Origin of the sequence: Paracoccus jiaweipingae (assembly GCF_044335505.1) — a bacterium.
Classification (GTDB): Bacteria; Pseudomonadota; Alphaproteobacteria; order Rhodobacterales; family Rhodobacteraceae; genus Paracoccus.
The window spans coordinates 1-17,127 of record NZ_JBISBS010000001.1 but is presented as its reverse complement, the minus strand read 5'-3'; the positions used below and the strand labels follow the sequence as shown (position 1 = coordinate 17,127).

At 60.6% G+C, this 17,127-nt stretch carries 31 protein-coding genes; 1 reads left to right on the top strand and 30 read right to left on the bottom strand.

Annotated elements, in window-relative coordinates; all coding sequences use genetic code 11:
• Positions 1-15 precede the first annotated feature (15 nt).
• From ACFXP9_RS00155 to rplO, 8 genes are all read right to left on the bottom strand, one after another.
• Positions 16-627, bottom strand: a complete 612-nt coding sequence (locus tag ACFXP9_RS00155; protein ID WP_397207513.1) for a helix-turn-helix transcriptional regulator — start codon at positions 625-627, stop codon at positions 16-18.
• Positions 628-827: 200 nt separating this feature from the next.
• On the bottom strand, positions 828-1,253 hold the full coding sequence (gene rplQ, locus ACFXP9_RS00150; RefSeq protein WP_397207511.1) for a 50S ribosomal protein L17: 426 nt from the start codon (positions 1,251-1,253) through the stop codon (positions 828-830).
• Positions 1,254-1,366: 113 nt separating this feature from the next.
• Positions 1,367-2,383, bottom strand: coding sequence for a DNA-directed RNA polymerase subunit alpha (locus ACFXP9_RS00145; RefSeq protein WP_397207509.1), 1,017 nt, complete (start codon positions 2,381-2,383; stop codon positions 1,367-1,369).
• A gap of 114 nt (positions 2,384-2,497) precedes the next feature.
• The gene (gene rpsK, locus ACFXP9_RS00140) at positions 2,498-2,887 is read right to left on the bottom strand and encodes a 30S ribosomal protein S11 (RefSeq protein WP_397207507.1); all 390 of its coding nucleotides are present in this window, start codon (positions 2,885-2,887) and stop codon (positions 2,498-2,500) included.
• A 12-nt stretch (positions 2,888-2,899) separates the two neighbouring features.
• Positions 2,900-3,268 carry a 30S ribosomal protein S13 gene (rpsM, locus tag ACFXP9_RS00135; protein WP_397207505.1) on the bottom strand — a complete coding sequence of 123 codons (369 nt, stop codon included), beginning with the start codon at positions 3,266-3,268 and terminating at the stop codon, positions 2,900-2,902.
• A gap of 216 nt (positions 3,269-3,484) precedes the next feature.
• A complete protein-coding gene (locus tag ACFXP9_RS00130) occupies positions 3,485-4,138 on the bottom strand; it encodes an adenylate kinase (RefSeq protein WP_397207503.1) in 654 nt (217 codons plus the stop codon).
• Positions 4,139-4,159: 21 nt separating this feature from the next.
• On the bottom strand, positions 4,160-5,530 hold the full coding sequence (gene secY, locus ACFXP9_RS00125) for a preprotein translocase subunit SecY (protein ID WP_397207501.1): 1,371 nt from the start codon (positions 5,528-5,530) through the stop codon (positions 4,160-4,162).
• Between the two features lie 103 nt (positions 5,531-5,633).
• A complete protein-coding gene (gene rplO, locus ACFXP9_RS00120; protein WP_397207499.1) occupies positions 5,634-6,116 on the bottom strand; it encodes a 50S ribosomal protein L15 in 483 nt (160 codons plus the stop codon).
• Between the two features lie 235 nt (positions 6,117-6,351).
• Between rplO and uraH the strand changes: the two genes are divergently transcribed.
• Complete coding sequence (uraH, locus tag ACFXP9_RS00115) at positions 6,352-6,750, top strand: hydroxyisourate hydrolase (RefSeq protein ID WP_397207497.1); 399 nt, start codon at positions 6,352-6,354, stop codon at positions 6,748-6,750.
• Between the two features lie 98 nt (positions 6,751-6,848).
• On the opposite strand, the gene rpmD is transcribed toward uraH, so the two are convergent.
• From rpmD to ACFXP9_RS00005, 22 genes are all read right to left on the bottom strand, one after another.
• Positions 6,849-7,037 carry a 50S ribosomal protein L30 gene (rpmD, locus tag ACFXP9_RS00110; RefSeq protein WP_397207495.1) on the bottom strand — a complete coding sequence of 63 codons (189 nt, stop codon included), beginning with the start codon at positions 7,035-7,037 and terminating at the stop codon, positions 6,849-6,851.
• Between the two features lie 10 nt (positions 7,038-7,047).
• Positions 7,048-7,614: a 30S ribosomal protein S5 gene (rpsE, locus tag ACFXP9_RS00105; protein WP_397207494.1), complete on the bottom strand. Its 567-nt coding sequence runs from the start codon at positions 7,612-7,614 to the stop codon at positions 7,048-7,050.
• 110 nt (positions 7,615-7,724) lie between these two features.
• Positions 7,725-8,084: a 50S ribosomal protein L18 gene (rplR, locus tag ACFXP9_RS00100; protein ID WP_397207492.1), complete on the bottom strand. Its 360-nt coding sequence runs from the start codon at positions 8,082-8,084 to the stop codon at positions 7,725-7,727.
• Positions 8,085-8,095: 11 nt separating this feature from the next.
• On the bottom strand, positions 8,096-8,629 hold the full coding sequence (rplF, locus tag ACFXP9_RS00095) for a 50S ribosomal protein L6 (protein WP_397207490.1): 534 nt from the start codon (positions 8,627-8,629) through the stop codon (positions 8,096-8,098).
• A gap of 11 nt (positions 8,630-8,640) precedes the next feature.
• Positions 8,641-9,039 (bottom strand): 30S ribosomal protein S8, encoded by a 399-nt coding sequence (rpsH, locus tag ACFXP9_RS00090; RefSeq protein WP_397207488.1) that lies wholly within the window; start codon positions 9,037-9,039, stop codon positions 8,641-8,643.
• Positions 9,040-9,049: 10 nt separating this feature from the next.
• Positions 9,050-9,355 carry a 30S ribosomal protein S14 gene (rpsN, locus tag ACFXP9_RS00085; protein ID WP_397207486.1) on the bottom strand — a complete coding sequence of 102 codons (306 nt, stop codon included), beginning with the start codon at positions 9,353-9,355 and terminating at the stop codon, positions 9,050-9,052.
• 20 nt (positions 9,356-9,375) lie between these two features.
• Positions 9,376-9,936, bottom strand: a complete 561-nt coding sequence (gene rplE / locus ACFXP9_RS00080; protein WP_397207484.1) for a 50S ribosomal protein L5 — start codon at positions 9,934-9,936, stop codon at positions 9,376-9,378.
• Positions 9,936-10,241: a 50S ribosomal protein L24 gene (gene rplX / locus ACFXP9_RS00075; RefSeq protein ID WP_397207482.1), complete on the bottom strand. Its 306-nt coding sequence runs from the start codon at positions 10,239-10,241 to the stop codon at positions 9,936-9,938. The genes rplE and rplX overlap by 1 nt, the downstream gene beginning before the upstream one ends.
• A complete protein-coding gene (gene rplN / locus ACFXP9_RS00070; RefSeq protein WP_010400243.1) occupies positions 10,241-10,609 on the bottom strand; it encodes a 50S ribosomal protein L14 in 369 nt (122 codons plus the stop codon). Before rplN ends, rplX begins: the two co-directional genes overlap by 1 nt.
• Before the next feature lie 70 nt (positions 10,610-10,679).
• The gene (rpsQ, locus tag ACFXP9_RS00065) at positions 10,680-10,922 is read right to left on the bottom strand and encodes a 30S ribosomal protein S17 (RefSeq protein WP_397207480.1); all 243 of its coding nucleotides are present in this window, start codon (positions 10,920-10,922) and stop codon (positions 10,680-10,682) included.
• 12 nt (positions 10,923-10,934) lie between these two features.
• Positions 10,935-11,141, bottom strand: coding sequence for a 50S ribosomal protein L29 (gene rpmC, locus ACFXP9_RS00060; protein WP_397207478.1), 207 nt, complete (start codon positions 11,139-11,141; stop codon positions 10,935-10,937).
• Between the two features lie 218 nt (positions 11,142-11,359).
• A complete protein-coding gene (gene rplP, locus ACFXP9_RS00055; protein WP_397207476.1) occupies positions 11,360-11,773 on the bottom strand; it encodes a 50S ribosomal protein L16 in 414 nt (137 codons plus the stop codon).
• A gap of 12 nt (positions 11,774-11,785) precedes the next feature.
• A complete protein-coding gene (gene rpsC, locus ACFXP9_RS00050; RefSeq protein ID WP_397207474.1) occupies positions 11,786-12,502 on the bottom strand; it encodes a 30S ribosomal protein S3 in 717 nt (238 codons plus the stop codon).
• The gene (gene rplV / locus ACFXP9_RS00045; protein WP_397207472.1) at positions 12,502-12,891 is read right to left on the bottom strand and encodes a 50S ribosomal protein L22; all 390 of its coding nucleotides are present in this window, start codon (positions 12,889-12,891) and stop codon (positions 12,502-12,504) included. Before rplV ends, rpsC begins: the two co-directional genes overlap by 1 nt.
• A gap of 5 nt (positions 12,892-12,896) precedes the next feature.
• On the bottom strand, positions 12,897-13,175 hold the full coding sequence (rpsS, locus tag ACFXP9_RS00040; RefSeq protein WP_303365297.1) for a 30S ribosomal protein S19: 279 nt from the start codon (positions 13,173-13,175) through the stop codon (positions 12,897-12,899).
• Between the two features lie 3 nt (positions 13,176-13,178).
• A complete protein-coding gene (gene rplB, locus ACFXP9_RS00035) occupies positions 13,179-14,015 on the bottom strand; it encodes a 50S ribosomal protein L2 (RefSeq protein ID WP_397207470.1) in 837 nt (278 codons plus the stop codon).
• A 108-nt stretch (positions 14,016-14,123) separates the two neighbouring features.
• Positions 14,124-14,420: a 50S ribosomal protein L23 gene (locus ACFXP9_RS00030; RefSeq protein ID WP_397207468.1), complete on the bottom strand. Its 297-nt coding sequence runs from the start codon at positions 14,418-14,420 to the stop codon at positions 14,124-14,126.
• A complete protein-coding gene (gene rplD, locus ACFXP9_RS00025) occupies positions 14,417-15,037 on the bottom strand; it encodes a 50S ribosomal protein L4 (protein WP_397207466.1) in 621 nt (206 codons plus the stop codon). The genes ACFXP9_RS00030 and rplD overlap by 4 nt, the downstream gene beginning before the upstream one ends.
• Entirely contained in the window at positions 15,037-15,861 is an 825-nt protein-coding gene (gene rplC, locus ACFXP9_RS00020) for a 50S ribosomal protein L3 (RefSeq protein WP_397207464.1), read from the bottom strand. Before rplC ends, rplD begins: the two co-directional genes overlap by 1 nt.
• An 11-nt stretch (positions 15,862-15,872) precedes the next feature.
• On the bottom strand, positions 15,873-16,181 hold the full coding sequence (gene rpsJ / locus ACFXP9_RS00015) for a 30S ribosomal protein S10 (protein ID WP_042247848.1): 309 nt from the start codon (positions 16,179-16,181) through the stop codon (positions 15,873-15,875).
• Between the two features lie 212 nt (positions 16,182-16,393).
• Entirely contained in the window at positions 16,394-16,888 is a 495-nt protein-coding gene (locus ACFXP9_RS00010) for a hypothetical protein (protein ID WP_397207462.1), read from the bottom strand.
• A gap of 15 nt (positions 16,889-16,903) precedes the next feature.
• Positions 16,904-17,127, bottom strand: a 224-nt coding sequence (locus tag ACFXP9_RS00005; RefSeq protein WP_397207460.1) for a hypothetical protein, incomplete at its 5' end; no start/stop codon positions are given.

Below are 17,127 nucleotides of genomic sequence, written 5' to 3'. Positions count from 1 at the left end.
CCCCAGAACGACGCCTTACAGCAAACGATAATCCTTGGCCCGTTGCAGTGCCTCGGCGGTGGTCCGCGCCATCAGCCGCTCTCGGGCGCTGATCAGGCGGGCCTTGAAGGCACTTTCCGTGATACCAAGTTTGGCAGCCGCTGCTGCATGACGATCGCCCTCCGCGATGCACCGAAGGGCCTCTTGCTGAGCCTTTGTCAGGCTCTCCGGCGGCTGCGTCATGTCATGCAGGCGCCGAATCGTTGTCGAGATCTGCGCGATCTCGTCATCCAGAAATTCACGTTTGTCATGGGCAAAAGACGCAATCGTGCGTGACGAAATCTCGCCAGCAGAGACGGTCAGCCCATAGGTCAGACCATGATCGGCCGCATCGCGCAGAATCCCGAACGGGTCAGGCACGGGCAGCGCACTCCACCGGCAGGCACCTTCGGTCGAAAACCCCCAGGCGATGGTCGGGTCGCGCAGCGCATAACCGTTTGTCGAATAATGATCGGCCCAGGACTGAGGATAGGTCTGGAACTGCATCAACGGCGCGGCGAAACGGATATGAAGCGCCACGAAATAGCCCGCCGGCGCCAAACGGCGCAGCTTTTGCAACTCGGCGTTGATCTCAGTTCTGGTCGACATATCTTTTTAGACAGGTTGATTCTGCTTCGGTCAACATCTGCTAACACATAACAGATAAAAAAAGCGTATATATTGTGCGCCAGCGCAAGAAAAATCGCACAAGTTGTCCGGCACTGGATTCGCGGTTCATTTTTACCGCAAATATGAAAAAACCCCGCCAAAAGGCGGGGTTTTAACGCAATCACCCTTTCGGGCGACGCTTATTCCTGATCGTCGGCGGCCAGTTCGGCCTCGACACGGGCGCGGTCGGCGGCGCCTTTCGCGGCGGTGTCACGCTCGACGAATTCGATGATCGCCATCGGCGCCATGTCGCCATAGCGGAAACCGGCTTTGATGATGCGGACATAGCCGCCCTGACGGTCCTGATAGCGCGGGCCGAGGATCTCGAACAGTTTGGCCACATAGGCGTCCTGCTTGAGCTGCGCAGCAGCCTGACGGCGCGCGTGCAGATCGCCGCGTTTGGCCAGCGTGATCAGCTTTTCGATGATCGGGCGCAGTTCTTTGGCCTTGGGCAGGGTGGTCTTGATCTGCTCGTGCTCGATCAGCGAGCCGGCCATGTTGGCGAACAGCGCCTTGCGGTGTTCGTGGGTGCGGTTGAGGCGGCGATAGCCACGGGCGTGACGCATGATAATCTCCTATGACGTCTTTTTGCTTTGTCCGGCCACCCATGCGTTGCGGGCGGCTCTCCTTGGGGCGGATGCCCGGTTGCGCGGGGGCGCAAGGCCCCCGGCGCGAAAAATCAGAACTGGTCGTCGAAACGCTTGGCCAGATCTTCGATGTTTTCCGGCGGCCAGTCGACCACGTCCATACCCAGATGCAGGCCCATACCCGACAGCACTTCCTTGATTTCGTTCAGGGATTTGCGGCCAAAGTTCGGGGTGCGCAGCATCTCGGCTTCGGTTTTCTGGATCAGGTCGCCGATATAGACGATGTTGTCGTTCTTCAGGCAGTTGGCCGAACGCACCGACAGCTCCAGCTCGTCGACCTTTTTCAGCAGGCGCGGGTCGAATTCCAGACCCTCGTCGCTGTCCTGACGGCTGGCGGCTTCCGGTTCGTCGAAATTGACGAAAACGGACAGCTGGTCCTGCAAAATACGCGCGGCATAGGCCACCGCATCCTCGGGCGTGACCGACCCGTCGGTTTCGATCTTCATCGTCAGCTTGTCATAGTCCAGAACCTGACCTTCACGGGTCGGCTGAACGTCATAGCTGACGCGCTTGACCGGCGAGAAGATGGCGTCGATCGGGATCAGGCCGATGGGCGCATCCTCGGGGCGGTTCTTGTCGGCGGCGACATAGCCCTTGCCGGTGGCAACGGTCAGTTCCATATTGACCTCGGCCCCGTCATCCAGATGGCAGATGACGTGATCGCGGTTCAGAATGGTGATTCCGGCGGTTTCCTGAATGTCACCGGCCTTGACCTCGCCGGGGCCTTTGGCGGTCAGGGTCAGGCGCTTGCTGCCCTCGACATCCATTTTCAGGGTCACGCCCTTCAGGTTCAGGACGATGTCGGTCACGTCCTCGCGCACACCCGCGACCGAGGAAAACTCGTGCAGGACATTGTCGATCTGGACGCTGGTGATCGCCCCGCCCTGCAGCGAGGACATCAGCACACGGCGCAGCGCGTTGCCAAGGGTCAGACCAAAGCCGCGTTCCAGCGGTTCGGCAACGACGGTGGCGGTGCGGGTGGGGTCGGCGCCGGGCTTGACATCCAGCTGCGTGGGCCGGATCAGTTCGGACCAATTCTTTTCGAACATGCGTTGCCTCCATTCCTGTTTCCGGCCATGTCCAAGGCACCGGAAACGCCCGAGGTTAAATGCGAAAAGCACCAGACCGCCGACGGGGGCGGTCTGGCGGTAATGTTATCGTCCTTACACCCGGCGGCGTTTCGGCGGACGGCAGCCGTTATGCGCAATCGGGGTCACGTCGCGGATCGCGGTGATGTTGAACCCGACAGCGGCCAGCGCGCGCAGCGCCGATTCACGACCCGAACCCGGACCCTGAACCTCGACCTCAAGCGTTTTCACGCCGTGTTCCTGCGCCTTGCGGCCCGCGTCTTCGGCGGCCATCTGGGCGGCGTAAGGCGTCGATTTGCGCGACCCCTTGAAGCCCATGGTGCCAGCCGACGACCACGAAATCGCGTTCCCCTGAACGTCCGAGATCAGGATCTTGGTGTTGTTGAACGAGCTGTTCACATGCGCCACGCCAGCGGCGATGTTCTTACGTTCTTTACGCTTGGTGCGAACCTTATCACGTGCCATGTCCGTTCCCCCTTACTTCTTCTTGCCGGCGATGGGTTTCGCCGGACCTTTGCGGGTGCGGGCATTGGTGTGGGTGCGCTGACCACGAACCGGCAAGCCTCGGCGGTGACGCAGACCACGATACGACCCCAGATCCATCAGACGCTTGATGTTCATCTGGGTTTCGCGGCGCAGGTCGCCTTCGACGGTCAGGTTGGCGTCGATATATTCGCGGATCTGCAGAACTTCGGCATCCGACAGTTCGTTGACGCGGCGCGTGCGGTCGATACCGACAGCGTCACAGATCTGTTCGGCGAAATGGTCACCGATACCATGGATATAGGTCAAGGCGATGGGGACACGTTTCCCCGTCGGAATGTTGACGCCAGCAATACGAGCCACGCGCATAATCCTTTTCGTTGCGGTTCCGTGATACCAGAACCTTTTTTCACAACCGAAGGCCCGAAAGCACCGCCTTCGGGCCGTTCGACAAAACCTGCGCAAAAGTGATTCTTGCGCGGGATACCGTGACCTATACGATCACGCCCACCCCGTCAAGCGGCACAGGGCCGCAAAGCGGCGTGACACATCACGCCGCCTGCCCGGTGCCCCGCGACCTCAGATCGCGTCCATGATCGCGGCCATTTCGGCGGCGACGTCCCCGATCTCGGCCAGACCGTCCACGGTCCTGAGCTTGCCCTTGGCATAGTAATAGCCAATCAGCGGCGAGGTCTTTTTGTAATATTCCAGCAGGCGCGTGCGCAGGCTGTCCTCGTTATCGTCGGCGCGGCGGCGCAGGTCGGTCGAGCCGCAGGCATCGCAGACGCCGGGGAGTTTGGTGGGCTTGGTCTCGTCGTGATAGACCTCGCCGCAATTGCCACAGGTAAAGCGGCCGGTGATGCGCTTGACCAGCGCGGTGTCATCGACCTGCATTTCGATCACGGCGTCAACCTGGCTGCCCATTTCGGACATCAGGTCTTCCAGCGCATCCGCCTGGGCCAGGGTGCGGGGAAACCCGTCAAAGATAAAGCCTGCGGCACTGACGGTTTCCAGCTTTTCACGGATCAGACCGATGACGATCTCGTCCGTGACAAGCTGGCCCTTGTCCATGACCTCGGCCACGACCTTGCCCATTTCGGTGCCCGAGCTGCGGGCCTCGCGCAGCATGTCCCCCGTGGACAGCTGCACCAGACCGCGTTCCTCGACCAGCCGGCGGGCCTGTGTGCCCTTGCCGGCGCCCGGCGGGCCAAGCAGGATGATGTTGACGCTCATGTTTCCCTCTCCCTCGTCAAATCAGCGGCGCGCGGGCGCCTTTCGCGGCTTGCGCTCGCCGGGCTTGCGGCGCCCGCGAAGCTGCGATTTCTCGATCAGACCTTCATATTGGTGCGCCAGCAAGTGGCTTTGCACCTGATTGATCGTGTCCATCGTCACCGACACCACGATCAGCACCGACGTGCCGCCGAAATAGAAGGGGATCGCCCATTGATGGCGGATCACCTCGGGCAGCATACAGACCGCCGCCAGATAGGCCGACCCGATCACCAGCACCCGGTTGACGACATAATCCAGATATTCCTCGGTCCGCTTGCCCGGACGGATACCGGGAATGAAGCCGCCCTGATTCTTCAGGTTTTCGGCCACATCATCGGATTTGAACGCCACGTTCTGGGTATAGAAATAGCTGAAGAACACGATCATCGCCGCGAAGAACAGCAGATACAGCGGCTGGCCCGGCCCGAAATAGGCCAGAATCGTCGACATCACCGGCCCGGTCTGGTTGCCCGAAAAGGTGCTGATCGTCACCGGCAGCAGCAAAAGCGAGCTGGCAAAGATCGCCGGAATCACGCCCGCCGGGTTCACCTTGATCGGCAAATGGCTGGACTGACCGTCATAAATCTTCATCCCGACCTGACGCCGGGGATATTGGATATGGATCTTGCGCAGCGCGCGTTCCATGAACACCACAAACGCCATGACCGCGACCACCAGCGCCACGATCCCCAGCACGACCGGGGTCGAAATGGCGCCGCTGCGGCCCTGCGCGAACAGTTGCGCGATATGGGCCGGGATCTCGGCCACGATGCCGACAAAGATGATCAGCGAAATACCGTTGCCAATGCCGCGCGCGGTGATCTGTTCACCCAGCCACATCAGGAACATGGTCCCGCCAACCAGCGTGATCACGACGCTGGCCTGAAAGAACACGCCGGGGTCATGGGCCAGCCCGCCAGCCTCAAGCGATTTGGCCAGACCATAGGCCTGAAACAGCGCCAGCGCCACGGTCGCATAGCGGGTGTACTGGTTGATCTTCTTGCGGCCTTGCTCGCCCTCTTTTTTCATCTGCTCCAGCGCGGGCACCATGCTGGCCAGCAGCTGAACGATGATCGAGGCCGAGATATAGGGCATGATCCCCAGCGCGAACACACCCATCCGCCCCAGCGCGCCGCCGGTGAACATCGACAGGATGCCGCCGATCCCGGCCTGCGCCTGTTCCATAAAGTTGCGCAGCGCGGCGCCGTCGATCCCCGGAACCGGGATATATGTCCCAAGACGATAGATGATCAGCAGACCGATGGTGAACCAGATACGCTGGCGAAGTTCGGTGGCCTTACCCAATGTCCCCCAGGACAGGTTCGCGGCCATCTGTTCTGCGGCTGACGCCATAGGATGCCTCTTTCATGGCTGCGCCGCCGGATCGTTTCCCGATCCCGCGGCGCAAAGGAAAACTTGGACCTTATGTAGCGGGGCGACCGCCCCGCGACAATGGTTATTCCGCCGCTTCGGCCTTGACCGGGGCGGTGACGGTGACTTTGCCACCGGCTTTTTCCACCGCTTCAACGGCAGCTTTGGATGCGCCGGTCACGGTTATGTTCAGCCCGGCTTTCAGTTCACCCTTGGCCAGCAGGCGGATACCGTCCAGCTTGCGGCGCACCGCGCCCGAGGCAACCAGCGCGTCCTCGGTCACGTCGGCCTTGGCGTCCAGCTTGCCCGCGTCGATGAAGGACTGGATCTGACCCAGATTGACCACCGCGAATTTCAGCGCGTTCGGCTTGGTAAAGCCGCGCTTGGGCAGGCGGCGATACAGCGGCATCTGGCCGCCTTCGTAACCGTTCAGCGCGACACCCGAACGCGAGGTCTGACCCTTGATACCACGGCCAGCGGTTTTACCCTTGCCCGAACCGGGACCACGCGCCACGCGCTTTTTCTTGCGGTTGGCACCTTCGTTGTCGCGAATTTCATGCAGTTTCATAACGCTTCTCCTTCAGGCCGGAAGCGCCCCGTGAAGCGAAAGGGGCGAACGCGGCATTTCTTGTTGCTTGAGTCGGCCTTGACCGACCGGCGGTTCATAGCCGCCACAGCGGCGTGGGTCAAGCCGGTCCGCCCCCTGCCCCACGGCCCCCGGCCACGGCAACGTGAGCATCCGTCATTGGACAATCGCAGCGCCAGCCCCGATGCCTGCCCGCCTGACATTTACGGAGATAAAGATGAATCCTTCCCTGACCGCTGGCCTTGCCGGCCTGACCCTGCTGCTGGCCCAGACCGCGCAGTCCGAGACGATCTCGACCCATATCCTTGACCTGGCGCGCGGGGTTGGCGGCGCCGATGTGCCGGTCACGCTGGCGCTGAAGGGTGGCGACGGTGAATGGCATCAGCTGGCCGCGGCCCGCACCGACGAAAACGGTCGCGTCAAAGAATTCGCGGGTGTCGATGCCGAGGCGGGTATCTATCGCCTCAGCTTTGATATGACGGGGTATGGCGATGCCGGGACCAGCCCGTTCTTTCCCCAGATCGACGTGACCTTCCAGATCCGCGACCCCGATCAGCACCACCACGTCCCGGTCGTGGTCAGCCCCTTCGGTTACAGCACCTATCGCGGCAACTGATCGCCGCGAACGAAAAACGCCGCCGGACCCCGGCGGCGCCCCCATGCGCCAGCGCGCCATGGGAAAAGAAAAGGCCGGGTCGCGCCCGGCCTGTTCAATCAGTTCTTTTCTTCGATGATCGTCACCAGATGCGGGATCTTGGCGACCATGCCGCGGATGGCGGGCGTGTCTTCCAGCTCGCGCGTGCGGTTCATCTTGTTCAGGCCCAGACCTTTCAGCGTCTCGCGCTGGATGGCCGGGCGGCGGATCGGGGACCCGATCTGCTTGACGACGATGGTTTTAGCCATGGTTCACCCCTTACGCGTCAGCGGCCGCTTCGGCCGGCTTGTCATTGGTGCCAAGGATGTCAGCGACCTTCTTGCCACGACGCTGCGCGATCGAACGCGGGCTGGCTTCGCCTTTCAGGCCGTCCAGCGTGGCGCGGATCATGTTATAGGGGTTTTGCGACCCCAGCGATTTCGCCACGACGTCCTGCACACCCAGCATTTCGAACACGGCGCGCATCGGACCACCGGCGATGATCCCGGTCCCCGGAACGGCGGTCCGCATCACGACCTTACCAGCGCCGTGACGGCCCTCGATGTCGTGGTGCAGGGTGCGACCGTCACGAAGCGGCACGCGGATCATGTTGCGCTTGGCCTGCTCGGTCGCCTTGCGGATGGCCTCGGGGACTTCTTTCGCCTTCCCCTTGCCAAAGCCCACACGGCCGCGCTGGTCGCCAACCACCACAAGGGCGGCAAAGCCGAAACGCTTACCGCCTTTGACGGTTTTCGACACACGGTTGATCGCGACAAGGCGATCGGCAAATTCCGGGGTTTCTTCGCGCTCTTCGCGGCGACCCCGGCGGTTTTCACGTTCTGCCATAAGGCATCCTTTCCTGATGGCGCAGCCGCGCCGGATATGTCCAATCCAGGTGGGTCACAGACCCCCGGATCATCGGGGTGGCGCGCCGTTATGGGCGCCACCCGCAAGCATCAGAACTTGAGGCCACCTTCGCGGGCGGCATCAGCCAGAGCTTTGATTTTGCCGTGGAACAGGAAGCCACCGCGGTCGAAGATCACTTCTTCCACACCGGCTTTTTTGGCCCGTTCGGCAATCGCCGCGCCAACCTTGGCAGCGGCTTCGACGTTGTTTTTGCCCACGATGCCCAGATCTTTTTCCAACGACGATGCCGAGGCCAGCGTGACCCCTTTCACGTCGTCGATCAGCTGAACGCTGATATTCTTGGACGAACGGTGGACGGACAGGCGCGGACGACCATTGGCCATCGCACGCAGTTTGTTCCGAACGCGCAGGCGGCGCTTCTGGAACAGGACTTGCTTTTTCAGTGCCATTTTCGCGCCCCTTACTTCTTCTTGCCTTCCTTGCGGAAGACGTATTCACCCTTATAGCGGATGCCCTTGCCTTTATACGGCTCGGGGCGGCGCCATTCGCGGATGTTCGCGGCCACCTGACCAACCAGCTGCTGGTCGATGCCCTCGACAACGATTTCGGTCTGCTTGGGGGCCGTAATCGTCACACCTTCCGGGGTTTCGAAGTTCACGTCGTGGCTGTAACCCAGCGACAGCTTCAGGGTGTTGCCCTGCATCTGTGCCCGGTAACCGACGCCCTGGATTTCCAGTTCCTTCTTGAAGCCTTCGGACACGCCGATGGTCAGGTTCTCGACCATCGAACGCACCATGCCCCATTGCTGCCGCGCACGCTTGGACGAACCACGCGGGGTCACGGTCACGGAACCATCTTCCAGTTTCAGTTCGACATCATCGGTCGCGGTAAAGCTGCGGGCGCCTTTCGGGCCTTTCACTTCAATCGTCTGACCTTTGATTTCCGCCGTCACGCCTTTGGGCAGCGCGACCGGTTTTTTACCAATCCGAGACATCTCTGCCCTCCTTAGAATACGGTGCAGAGAACTTCGCCGCCAACGTTGGCGTTGCGAGCCGCTGCATCAGACATGACACCTTTCGGGGTCGACACGATGGAAACACCAAGGCCGTTGCGGACCTGCGGGATTTCCTTGGAACCGGCATAAACGCGGCGGCCCGGCTTGGACACGCGCGCCAGTTCACGAATGACCGGGGTGCCTTCAAAATATTTCAGGCTGATTTCCAGTTCATTGTGACCGGCAGCCGAGGTCACAGCCTCGTAGCCACGGATATAACCTTCGCTTTGCAGCACATCCAGAACCCAGGCGCGCAGCTTGCTGGCCGGGGTGCGGACGGTCGATTTGCCACGCATCTGCGCGTTGCGGATGCGGGTCAGCATATCGCCGAGAGGATCGTTCATCGACATATTTCGCCCCTTACCAGCTCGATTTCACCATGCCGGGGATCTTGCCGTTCGAGCCAAGCTCGCGCAGCATGATCCGCGACAGTTTCAGTTTGCGGTAATACGCGCGCGGACGACCGGTCAGTTGGCACCGGTTGTTCAAGCGCGTCGCGGAAGAGTTGCGCGGCAGTTCAGCCAGCTTCAGCGAAGCCTTGAAGCGCTCTTCCATCGGGCGGTCCTGATCTTCGATGATCGCTTTCAGATCGGCGCGCTTGGCGGCGTATTTCGCAACCAGACGTTCGCGCTTTTTCTGGCGTTCAACCATGGATTTCTTGGCCATACTTCTCTCTCCTCCCGCGATCAGCTGTTGAACGGCATGTTGAAATGCTTCAACAGCGCCTTCGCTTCCGCGTCGGTGTTCGCGGTGGTGGTGATGATGATGTCCATCCCCAGAACCTCATCGACCTTGTCGAAGTTGATTTCCGGGAAAACGATGTGCTCTTTCAGACCCATGGCATAATTGCCACGGCCATCAAAGGCCGTGCCTTTCACGCCGCGAAAGTCGCGGACGCGGGGCAGCGCGATGTTGATCAGGCGGTCCAGGAATTCATACATGCGGTCGCCACGCAGGGTGACTTTCGCCCCCAGCGGCATTTCCTCGCGGACGCGGAAACCGGCGATCGACTTTTTGGCCTTGGTGATGACAGCCTTCTGACCGGCGATCAGCGACAGCTCTTCAGCGCCCTGTTTCACCTTCTTGGTGTCCTTCACGGCCTCGCCGATCCCCATGTTCAGGACGATCTTGTCCAGACGCGGGATCTGCATGTCGTTCTTGTAACCGAACTCTTCTTTCAGAGCGGCGCGGATCTTGGCCTGATATTCGGCTTTCAGGCGCGGGGTGTATTTCGCAGCGTCCAGCATCAGATCACGTCTCCGGTGGTCTTGGCGAAGCGCACCTTCTGATCGCCTTCCATGCGGAAACCGACGCGGGTGGCTTTGCCGTTCTTGTCCAGCAGCGCCAGGTTCGACAGGTCGATCGGCATCGCCGTCGGCACACGGCCGCCCTGCGCGTTCTGGGACTGACGACGGTGGCGGATCGCGATGTTCACGCCGTCCACGATGGCCTTGTTGTCCTTGGGCATGACGGCGGTGATTTCGCCTTGTTTGCCCTTGTCCTTGCCGGCCAGCACGACGACCTTATCGCCTTTTTTCAGCTTGGCAGCCATCACAGCACCTCCGGCGCAAGCGAGATGATCTTCATGAAGTTTTTCGCGCGCAGCTCGCGGACGACCGGGCCGAAGATACGGGTCCCGACCGGTTCACCCTGGTTGTTCAGGATGACAGCGGCGTTGCGGTCAAAGCGGATGGACGTGCCATCTTCGCGTTTCACTTCTTTGGCGGTGCGCACGACGACGGCCTTGCGGACGTCACCTTTCTTCACGCGACCGCGCGGGATGGCTTCCTTGACGGAAACGACGATGATGTCGCCCACCGACGCATAGCGACGGTGCGAACCACCCAGAACCTTGATGCACTGCACCCGGCGCGCGCCAGAGTTGTCAGCGACATCCAGATTGGTCTGCATCTGGATCATTTGGTTTCTCCCGACCTTTGGGGACCGTTGCAGCCGGCCCCAGGGTTTCGATCAGTCTGGAACGACCGGATCAGGCTTTGTCAGCCTGCTCCAGCACGGTCCAGCGTTTCGTTTTCGAAATCGGCGCACATTCGACGATGCGAACGGTGTCACCAACCTTGAAAGCGTTGTTCGCGTCATGTGCCCGGTATTTCTTGGACATACGCACGGTTTTGTGCAGCAGCGGGTGCTTAAAGCGGCGCTCGACCAGAACGGTGACGGTCTGCTCGTTCTTGTCGCTGACCACTTTGCCTTGCAGGATGCGTTTGGGCATAGGCCAGACTCCTTAATTCGACGCCGCGGCATCCGCCGCTTTTTGGTTCAGAACGGTTTTGACACGGGCCACGTCACGACGAACGGCACGCATACGCGCGGTATTCTCGATCTGACCGGTGGCCTGCTGGAAGCGCAGGTTGAACGCTTCCTTTTTCAGCGCAACCAGCTGATCGCGCAGCTGGTCAGGCGTCTTGTCTTTCAGTTCCTGCGCTTTCATCGCAGTTGTCCTTTCCAACATCACCGGAGAGCCCCCGCATCAGCAAGGCCACCCTGATTCCCGGTGGAGTTTCGTGATGAAGGCTTGCCCATACCCCCGATGGGCCGCCAAGGCAAGGCTTTTCCCAAGAAAACCGGGGAAAACCGCCCTGCGCCATGAAAAAGGCCCCGCCAGTTACCCGGCGGGGCCAATCTGATGATGCGCGTCAGCGCGGCATCTTACCAGTCGGTGCGTTCGACGATGCGGGTCTGGACCGGCAGCTTCATCGCGCCAAGGCGCAGGGCCTCTTTGGCGATGGTGTCGGACACACCGTCGATTTCGAACATCACGCGGCCGGGGTGGACGCGGGCGGCCCAGTAATCGACCGAGCCTTTACCTTTACCCATCCGAACCTCGGTCGGTTTCGACGAAACCGGGACATCCGGGAAGATGCGGATCCAGACGCGACCCTGACGCTTCATGTGGCGGGTAATCGCACGACGCGCAGCTTCGATCTGGCGGGCGGTGACACGCTCGGGCTCGACGGCTTTCAGGCCGAAGTGGCCAAAGTTCAGCTCAAAGCCGCCCTTGGCCTGACCGTGAATGCGGCCCTTGTGCTGTTTGCGGAACTTGGTCCGTTTCGGTTGCAGCATTTCTACTTCTCCTTACCGGGCGTCGCGGTCGCGGCGCGGACCGCGCGGGGCCGGGCCGTCCTGGGCCTCGGTGGCGCGACGGTCATGGGCCTGCGGATCATGTTCCATGATCTCGCCCTTGAAGATCCAGACCTTGATCCCGATGATCCCGTAAGGGGTCGAGGCCTCGGCCAGTGCATAGTCGATATCGGCGCGCAGCGTGTGCAGCGGCACCCGGCCTTCGCGGTACCATTCGGTGCGCGCGATTTCAGCGCCACCCAGACGGCCGGCAACGTTCACGCGGATACCCAGGGCACCCATGCGCATGGCGTTCTGAACCGAACGCTTCATGGCGCGACGGAAGGACACGCGGCGTTCCAGCTGCTGCGCGATCGATTCAGCGACCAGCGCAGCATCGACTTCGGGCTTGCGGACTTCGACGATGTTCAGGTGCAACTCGCTGTCGGTCAGTTTCGACAGCTTGTTGCGCAGAACCTCGATGTCGGCGCCTTTTTTCCCGATGATCACACCCGGACGTGCGGCGTGAATGGTCACGCGGCATTTCTTGTGCGGGCGCTCAATGATGACGCGGCTGATGCCGGCCTGCTTCGCTTCTTTCTTGACGAAATCGCGAATGCGCAGGTCTTCCAGCAGCAGATTGCCATAATCCTTGTCGTCGGCATACCAGCGCGAATCCCAGGTGCGGTTGACCTGCAGGCGCATCCCGATGGGGTTAACCTTCTGTCCCATTACGCGCGCTCCTCAGTGGCTTCGACCTGGCGGACCTTGATGGTGATTTCCGAGAACGGCTTCATGATCTTGCCGAACCGGCCACGCGCCCGCGGACGACCGCGCTTCATGACCAGGTTCTTGCCGACCCATGCCTCGGCGACGATCAGCTGATCGACGTCCAGACCATGGTTGTTTTCGGCATTGGCGATCGCCGATTGCAGAACTTTCTTCACGTCGCCAGCGATGCGGCGCTTGCTGAAGGTCAGGTCCGAGAGGGCCTTTTCCACCTTCTTGCCACGGATCAGACCGGCGACAAGATTCAGCTTCTGGGGCGAGGTGCGCAGCATTTTCGCTTTGGCCATCGCCTCGTTATCCGCCACGCGGCGCGGATTCTTTTCCTTACCCATGACGATTACTTCCTTTTCGCTTTCTTGTCGGCGGCGTGACCGTAATAGGTCCGGGTCGGCGAGTATTCACCGAATTTCTGGCCGATCATTTCCTCGGTCACGTTGACCGGGATGTGCTTTTGACCGTTATAGACGCCAAAGGTCAGGCCGACGAATTGCGGCAGAATGGTCGAACGACGCGACCAGATCTTGATGACGTCGCTTTTACCCGATTCGCGCGCTTTTTCGGCCTTTTTCAGGACGTAGGCGTCAACGAAAGGGCCTTTCCAAACAGAACGTGCCATGGGTTAACGCCCCTTCTTCGCATTGCGCGACCGCAGGATATACTTGTCGGTCGATTTGTTCTTGCGGGTCTTTTTACCCTTGGTGTCCTTACCCCAGGGCGTGACCGGCGTGCGGCCACCCGAGGTGCGGCCCTCACCACCACCATGGGGGTGGTCGATCGGGTTCATCGCGACACCGCGAACCGACGGGCGGATACCCTTGTGACGGTTGCGACCGGCTTTCCCGAGGTTCTGGTTCGAATGGTCGGCATTCGACACGGCACCGATGGTGGCCATGCATTCCTGACGGACCATGCGCAGCTCGCCCGAGGACAGGCGGATCTGGGCATAACCACCGTCACGACCCACAAATTGGGCATAGGTGCCGGCGGAACGGGCGATCTGGCCACCTTTGCCGGGCTTCAGCTCGACATTGTGGACGATCGTGCCGATGGGCATCCCGCTGAAGGGCATCGCGTTGCCCGGCTTGACGTCAACCTTGGCGCCGGCGACGATCTTGTCACCCACGGCCAGACGCTGCGGCGCGATGATATAAGCCTGCTCGCCATCGTGATACTGGATCAGCGCGATGAAGGCGGTGCGGTTCGGGTCATATTCGATACGCAGAACATTGCCGACAACGTCGAACTTGTTGCGTTTGAAATCGACGATCCGATACAGACGCTTCGCCCCGCCGCCCTTGCGGCGCATCGTGATCCGTCCGGTGTTGTTCCGGCCGCCATTCTTGGTCAGACCCTCAGTCAGGGCCTTGACCGGACGACCTTTCCAAAGCTCCGAACGGTCGATCAGAACCAGCCCGCGCTGGCCAGGCGTCGTCGGTTTATACGACTTGAGTGCCATCTTTCTGTCTTCCGTAGCTTTGGACCTTTGAACACAAGGTTCGCAGGGTCCGTTAGATATAAAAATCCAGCGGCCCCGAAGCCGGGGCCGCCGATTCGCGCCTGTTTATCAAAGGCCGGTCGAAACGTCGATAGTCTGACCGGCTTCCAGCGTCACGTAAGCCTTTTTCACATCGCTGCGACGGCCTGCGATCCCGCGGAAACGCTTGGTTTTGCCTTTGGTCAGAACGGTGTTCACCGCCTTGACCTTGACGTTGAACAGGCCTTCGACCGCTTCTTTGATCTGCGGCTTGTTCGCGTCGATGGCGACTTCGAAGACGACCGCACCGTGTTCGCTGGCCATGGTGGCCTTTTCGGTGATGATCGGCTTGCGGATCACGTCATAGAGTTCGGGTTTCACGCTCATTTCAGTCGAGCCTCCAGTGCTTCGACACCGGCGCGGGTGATCACCAGCGTGTCACGGCGCAGGATGTCATAGACGTTGGCACCCATCGAAGGCAGGACGTCCACACCCTCGACATTGCGGGCGGCGCGGGCGAAGCCTTCGTTGACCTCGGCACCGTCGATGACCAGAACGCGCTTCCAGCCGTTTTCTTTCACGGCCTTGGCGACGACGGCGGCCTTGGCATCCGTCAGGTTCAGATCGTCCACGATCACCAGCTCGCCAGCGGTGGCTTTGGCCGACAGGGCGTGCTTCAGACCAAGGGCGCGCACCTTTTTGGGCAGGTCAAACGCGTGCGAGCGCGGGACCGGACCCTTATAGATACCACCTTTGCGGAAGATCGGCGCCTTGCGGGACCCGTGGCGGGCGCCGCCGGTGCCTTTCTGGCGATAGATCTTCTTGGTCGAATAGGACACGTCCGACTTACCCAGCGTCGAATGCGTACCGGCCTGCGCCTTGGCGCGCTGCCAGCGCACGACACGCTGCAGGATGTCGCCGCGCGGCTCCAGCCCGAAGATGTCATCGGCCAGGTCGATGGAACCGGCCTTGCCGGAGTCGAGCTTGATCACATCAAGTTTCATCACTTCTCTCCTTCCGGCGCGGCGGCTTCGGCTTCGGCGGCGGCTTGCGCGGCGGCTTCGGCTTCAGCAGCGGCCTGACGGGCGGCTTCTTCCTCGGCAGCGGCCTGGGCAGCGGCTTCGTCAGCCAGACGCTTGGCTTCTTCGGCGGCCGATTTCAGCGCGGCGGGAAAGATCACGTTTTCGGGCAGCGGTTTCTTGACCGCGTCCTTGATGGTGACCCAGCCGCCTTTGGAACCGGGAACCGACCCCTTGACCATGATCAGGCCACGGTCGGCATCGGTGCGCACGACTTGCAGGTTCTGGGTGGTCACACGGACGGCACCCATGTGGCCGGCCATCTTCTTGCCCTTGAACACCTTGCCGGGGTCCTGACACTGACCGGTCGAACCGTGCGAACGGTGGCTGATCGACACACCGTGCGAGGCGCGCAGACCGCCAAAGTTGTGGCGCTTCATCGCACCGGCAAAACCTTTACCGATCGAGGTGCCGGCGATGTCCACGAACTGACCTTCGAAGTAATGGTCAGCGGTGATTTCCTCGCCCACATTGATCAGGTTTTCTTCGGCAACGCGGAATTCGACAATCTTGCGCTTGGGCGCAACATTGGCCTTGGCAAAGTGACCACGCATCGCGGCGGTGGTGCGCTTGGCCTTGGCTTCACCCGCACCCAGCTGAACCGCGACATAGCCGTCACGGTCATTGGTGCGCTGTGCGACCACTTGCAGGTTGTCCAGTTGCAGGACGGTCACCGGGATCTGGCGGCCGTCTTCCATGAACAGACGGGTCATGCCCAGTTTCTTGGCGATAATACCAGTACGCAGCATGGCTTACCCCCTTACACTTTGATCTCGACATCCACGCCGGCGGCGAGGTCGAGCTTCATCAGGGCGTCAACGGTCTGCGGGGTGGGATCGACGATGTCGAGCAAACGCTTGTGGGTGCGGATTTCCCACTGATCGCGCGATTTCTTGTCGATATGCGGACCGCGCAGAACGGTAAACTTTTCGATCTTGTTCGGCAGCGGGATCGGGCCGCGCACGGTTGCGCCGGTGCGCTTTGCCGTGTTGACGATTTCCTGCGTGCTGGCGTCCAGCACACGGTAATCGAAAGCCTTCAACCGGATACGGATGTTTTGACTTTGCATGTCTATCCCTCAAATCAGGGATGTCAGTTGAGAGGCAGACAACGCACCATACGATGCCTGCATCGAACCTTAAAATAAGTGCAGGCCGCCCCGATACCGGACGGCCGTGCGAAAAGCAACCGATTCTGTGACGGATCGGTGGCGATGGGCGCGGGATAGAGGAGGCGGGGTGGGGTGTCAAGGGGGCGGGGACAGATGGCGAGACACAGGGATTACGAGCGTTCAGTTGACCTGAGGTGATCCAGCGCCAACGAAGCAAGCTTTGACAGATCAAACAAATCTGACTGGCTATTCAGATAGATACTCTCTCCGTCAGCCTCGACAAGTGCAACTACTTTCCCATTCCTCATATTGAATACAATAATCCTAAGGCCGTCTACTTCTGTCTCGACCTCCACCATAGGAAACCCCTGACGCTCGATACGCGATGACGCCATGTTATCCAAAGATGAAATAAGTTTCTCAGCGTTGTCTTGCGCCACCGTGACTGTTCCGGTCCGGTCAAATTCACCCGAGCCAGTAACTTCAAACCTCACACCGCGGAATACCATCTGTTTCGTGGGGATAACTGCTTCAAATGCGGACACCGCAATAGTTCCCGCCCCGTCGATCGAACCAATTGGGCAGAAAGCCTTATGAATGGTCTCAGCAGGCTCACGGGACTGGGTGTCGACCTCAATGAAAGTTGTCGCCAAGCGCATCGCCATTTCCGAACCTCCCAATCACAAGTTTCTAATACAAGGGTGAAAGCAATTTCGGCAAATGAGCAACACAAAAGAAAAGACCGCGCCTTGCGCCGGCTTCTCGTTGCGTATGACCGGACAGTCCAAGAGCGCACAATGTTCACTGGCAGTGGCGTCCAAGATTAAAAAAAGCCCGCCCCTTTCGGGACGGGCTGTCATCGCAATATCCGCTGCCTTGCGGCGTTGGATCACTCGATGATCTT

Bases quoted from the DNA above. Each gene is read 5' to 3' on its own strand.
- ACFXP9_RS00145 (WP_397207509.1), bottom strand. From the start codon at position 2,383: ATGTTCGAAAAGAATTGGTCCGAACTGATCCGGCCCACGCAGCTGGAT.
- rplN (WP_010400243.1), bottom strand. From the start codon at position 10,609: ATGATCCAGATGCAGACCAATCTGGATGTCGCTGACAACTCTGGCGCG.
- ACFXP9_RS00155 (WP_397207513.1), bottom strand. From the start codon at position 627: ATGTCGACCAGAACTGAGATCAACGCCGAGTTGCAAAAGCTGCGCCGT.
- rplR (WP_397207492.1), bottom strand. From the start codon at position 8,084: ATGGCACTGAAAAAGCAAGTCCTGTTCCAGAAGCGCCGCCTGCGCGTT.
- rplP (WP_397207476.1), bottom strand. From the start codon at position 11,773: ATGCTGCAACCGAAACGGACCAAGTTCCGCAAACAGCACAAGGGCCGC.
- rplC (WP_397207464.1), bottom strand. From the start codon at position 15,861: ATGCTGCGTACTGGTATTATCGCCAAGAAACTGGGCATGACCCGTCTG.
- rpsN (WP_397207486.1), bottom strand. From the start codon at position 9,355: ATGGCCAAGAAATCCATGGTTGAACGCCAGAAAAAGCGCGAACGTCTG.
- ACFXP9_RS00030 (WP_397207468.1), bottom strand. From the start codon at position 14,420: ATGAGCGTGAAACCCGAACTCTATGACGTGATCCGCAAGCCGATCATC.
- rplF (WP_397207490.1), bottom strand. From the start codon at position 8,629: ATGTCTCGGATTGGTAAAAAACCGGTCGCGCTGCCCAAAGGCGTGACG.
- rplX (WP_397207482.1), bottom strand. From the start codon at position 10,241: ATGGCTGCCAAGCTGAAAAAAGGCGATAAGGTCGTCGTGCTGGCCGGC.
- rpsS (WP_303365297.1), bottom strand. From the start codon at position 13,175: ATGGCACGTTCTGTTTGGAAAGGCCCTTTCGTTGACGCCTACGTCCTG.
- rplE (WP_397207484.1), bottom strand. From the start codon at position 9,936: ATGCTGGACGCTGCGAAATACACCCCGCGCCTGAAAGCCGAATATCAG.
- rpmC (WP_397207478.1), bottom strand. From the start codon at position 11,141: ATGAAAGCGCAGGAACTGAAAGACAAGACGCCTGACCAGCTGCGCGAT.
- rplD (WP_397207466.1), bottom strand. From the start codon at position 15,037: ATGAAACTTGATGTGATCAAGCTCGACTCCGGCAAGGCCGGTTCCATC.
- rplV (WP_397207472.1), bottom strand. From the start codon at position 12,891: ATGGGTAAGGAAAAGAATCCGCGCCGCGTGGCGGATAACGAGGCGATG.
- rpsQ (WP_397207480.1), bottom strand. From the start codon at position 10,922: ATGCCCAAACGCATCCTGCAAGGCAAAGTGGTCAGCGACAAGAACGAG.
- rplO (WP_397207499.1), bottom strand. From the start codon at position 6,116: ATGAAACTGCATGAAATTCGCGACAACGAAGGTGCCAACCGCAAGAAA.
- rplB (WP_397207470.1), bottom strand. From the start codon at position 14,015: ATGGCACTCAAGTCGTATAAACCGACGACGCCTGGCCAGCGCGGGCTG.
- rpsH (WP_397207488.1), bottom strand. From the start codon at position 9,039: ATGTCGATGAACGATCCTCTCGGCGATATGCTGACCCGCATCCGCAAC.
- secY (WP_397207501.1), bottom strand. From the start codon at position 5,530: ATGGCGTCAGCCGCAGAACAGATGGCCGCGAACCTGTCCTGGGGGACA.
- rpmD (WP_397207495.1), bottom strand. From the start codon at position 7,037: ATGGCTAAAACCATCGTCGTCAAGCAGATCGGGTCCCCGATCCGCCGC.
- rpsE (WP_397207494.1), bottom strand. From the start codon at position 7,614: ATGGCAGAACGTGAAAACCGCCGGGGTCGCCGCGAAGAGCGCGAAGAA.
- rpsC (WP_397207474.1), bottom strand. From the start codon at position 12,502: ATGGGACAGAAGGTTAACCCCATCGGGATGCGCCTGCAGGTCAACCGC.
- uraH (WP_397207497.1), top strand. From the start codon at position 6,352: ATGAATCCTTCCCTGACCGCTGGCCTTGCCGGCCTGACCCTGCTGCTG.
- ACFXP9_RS00130 (WP_397207503.1), bottom strand. From the start codon at position 4,138: ATGAGCGTCAACATCATCCTGCTTGGCCCGCCGGGCGCCGGCAAGGGC.
- rpsJ (WP_042247848.1), bottom strand. From the start codon at position 16,181: ATGCAAAGTCAAAACATCCGTATCCGGTTGAAGGCTTTCGATTACCGT.
- ACFXP9_RS00010 (WP_397207462.1), bottom strand. From the start codon at position 16,888: ATGGCGATGCGCTTGGCGACAACTTTCATTGAGGTCGACACCCAGTCC.
- rpsK (WP_397207507.1), bottom strand. From the start codon at position 2,887: ATGGCACGTGATAAGGTTCGCACCAAGCGTAAAGAACGTAAGAACATC.
- rplQ (WP_397207511.1), bottom strand. From the start codon at position 1,253: ATGCGTCACGCCCGTGGCTATCGCCGCCTCAACCGCACCCACGAACAC.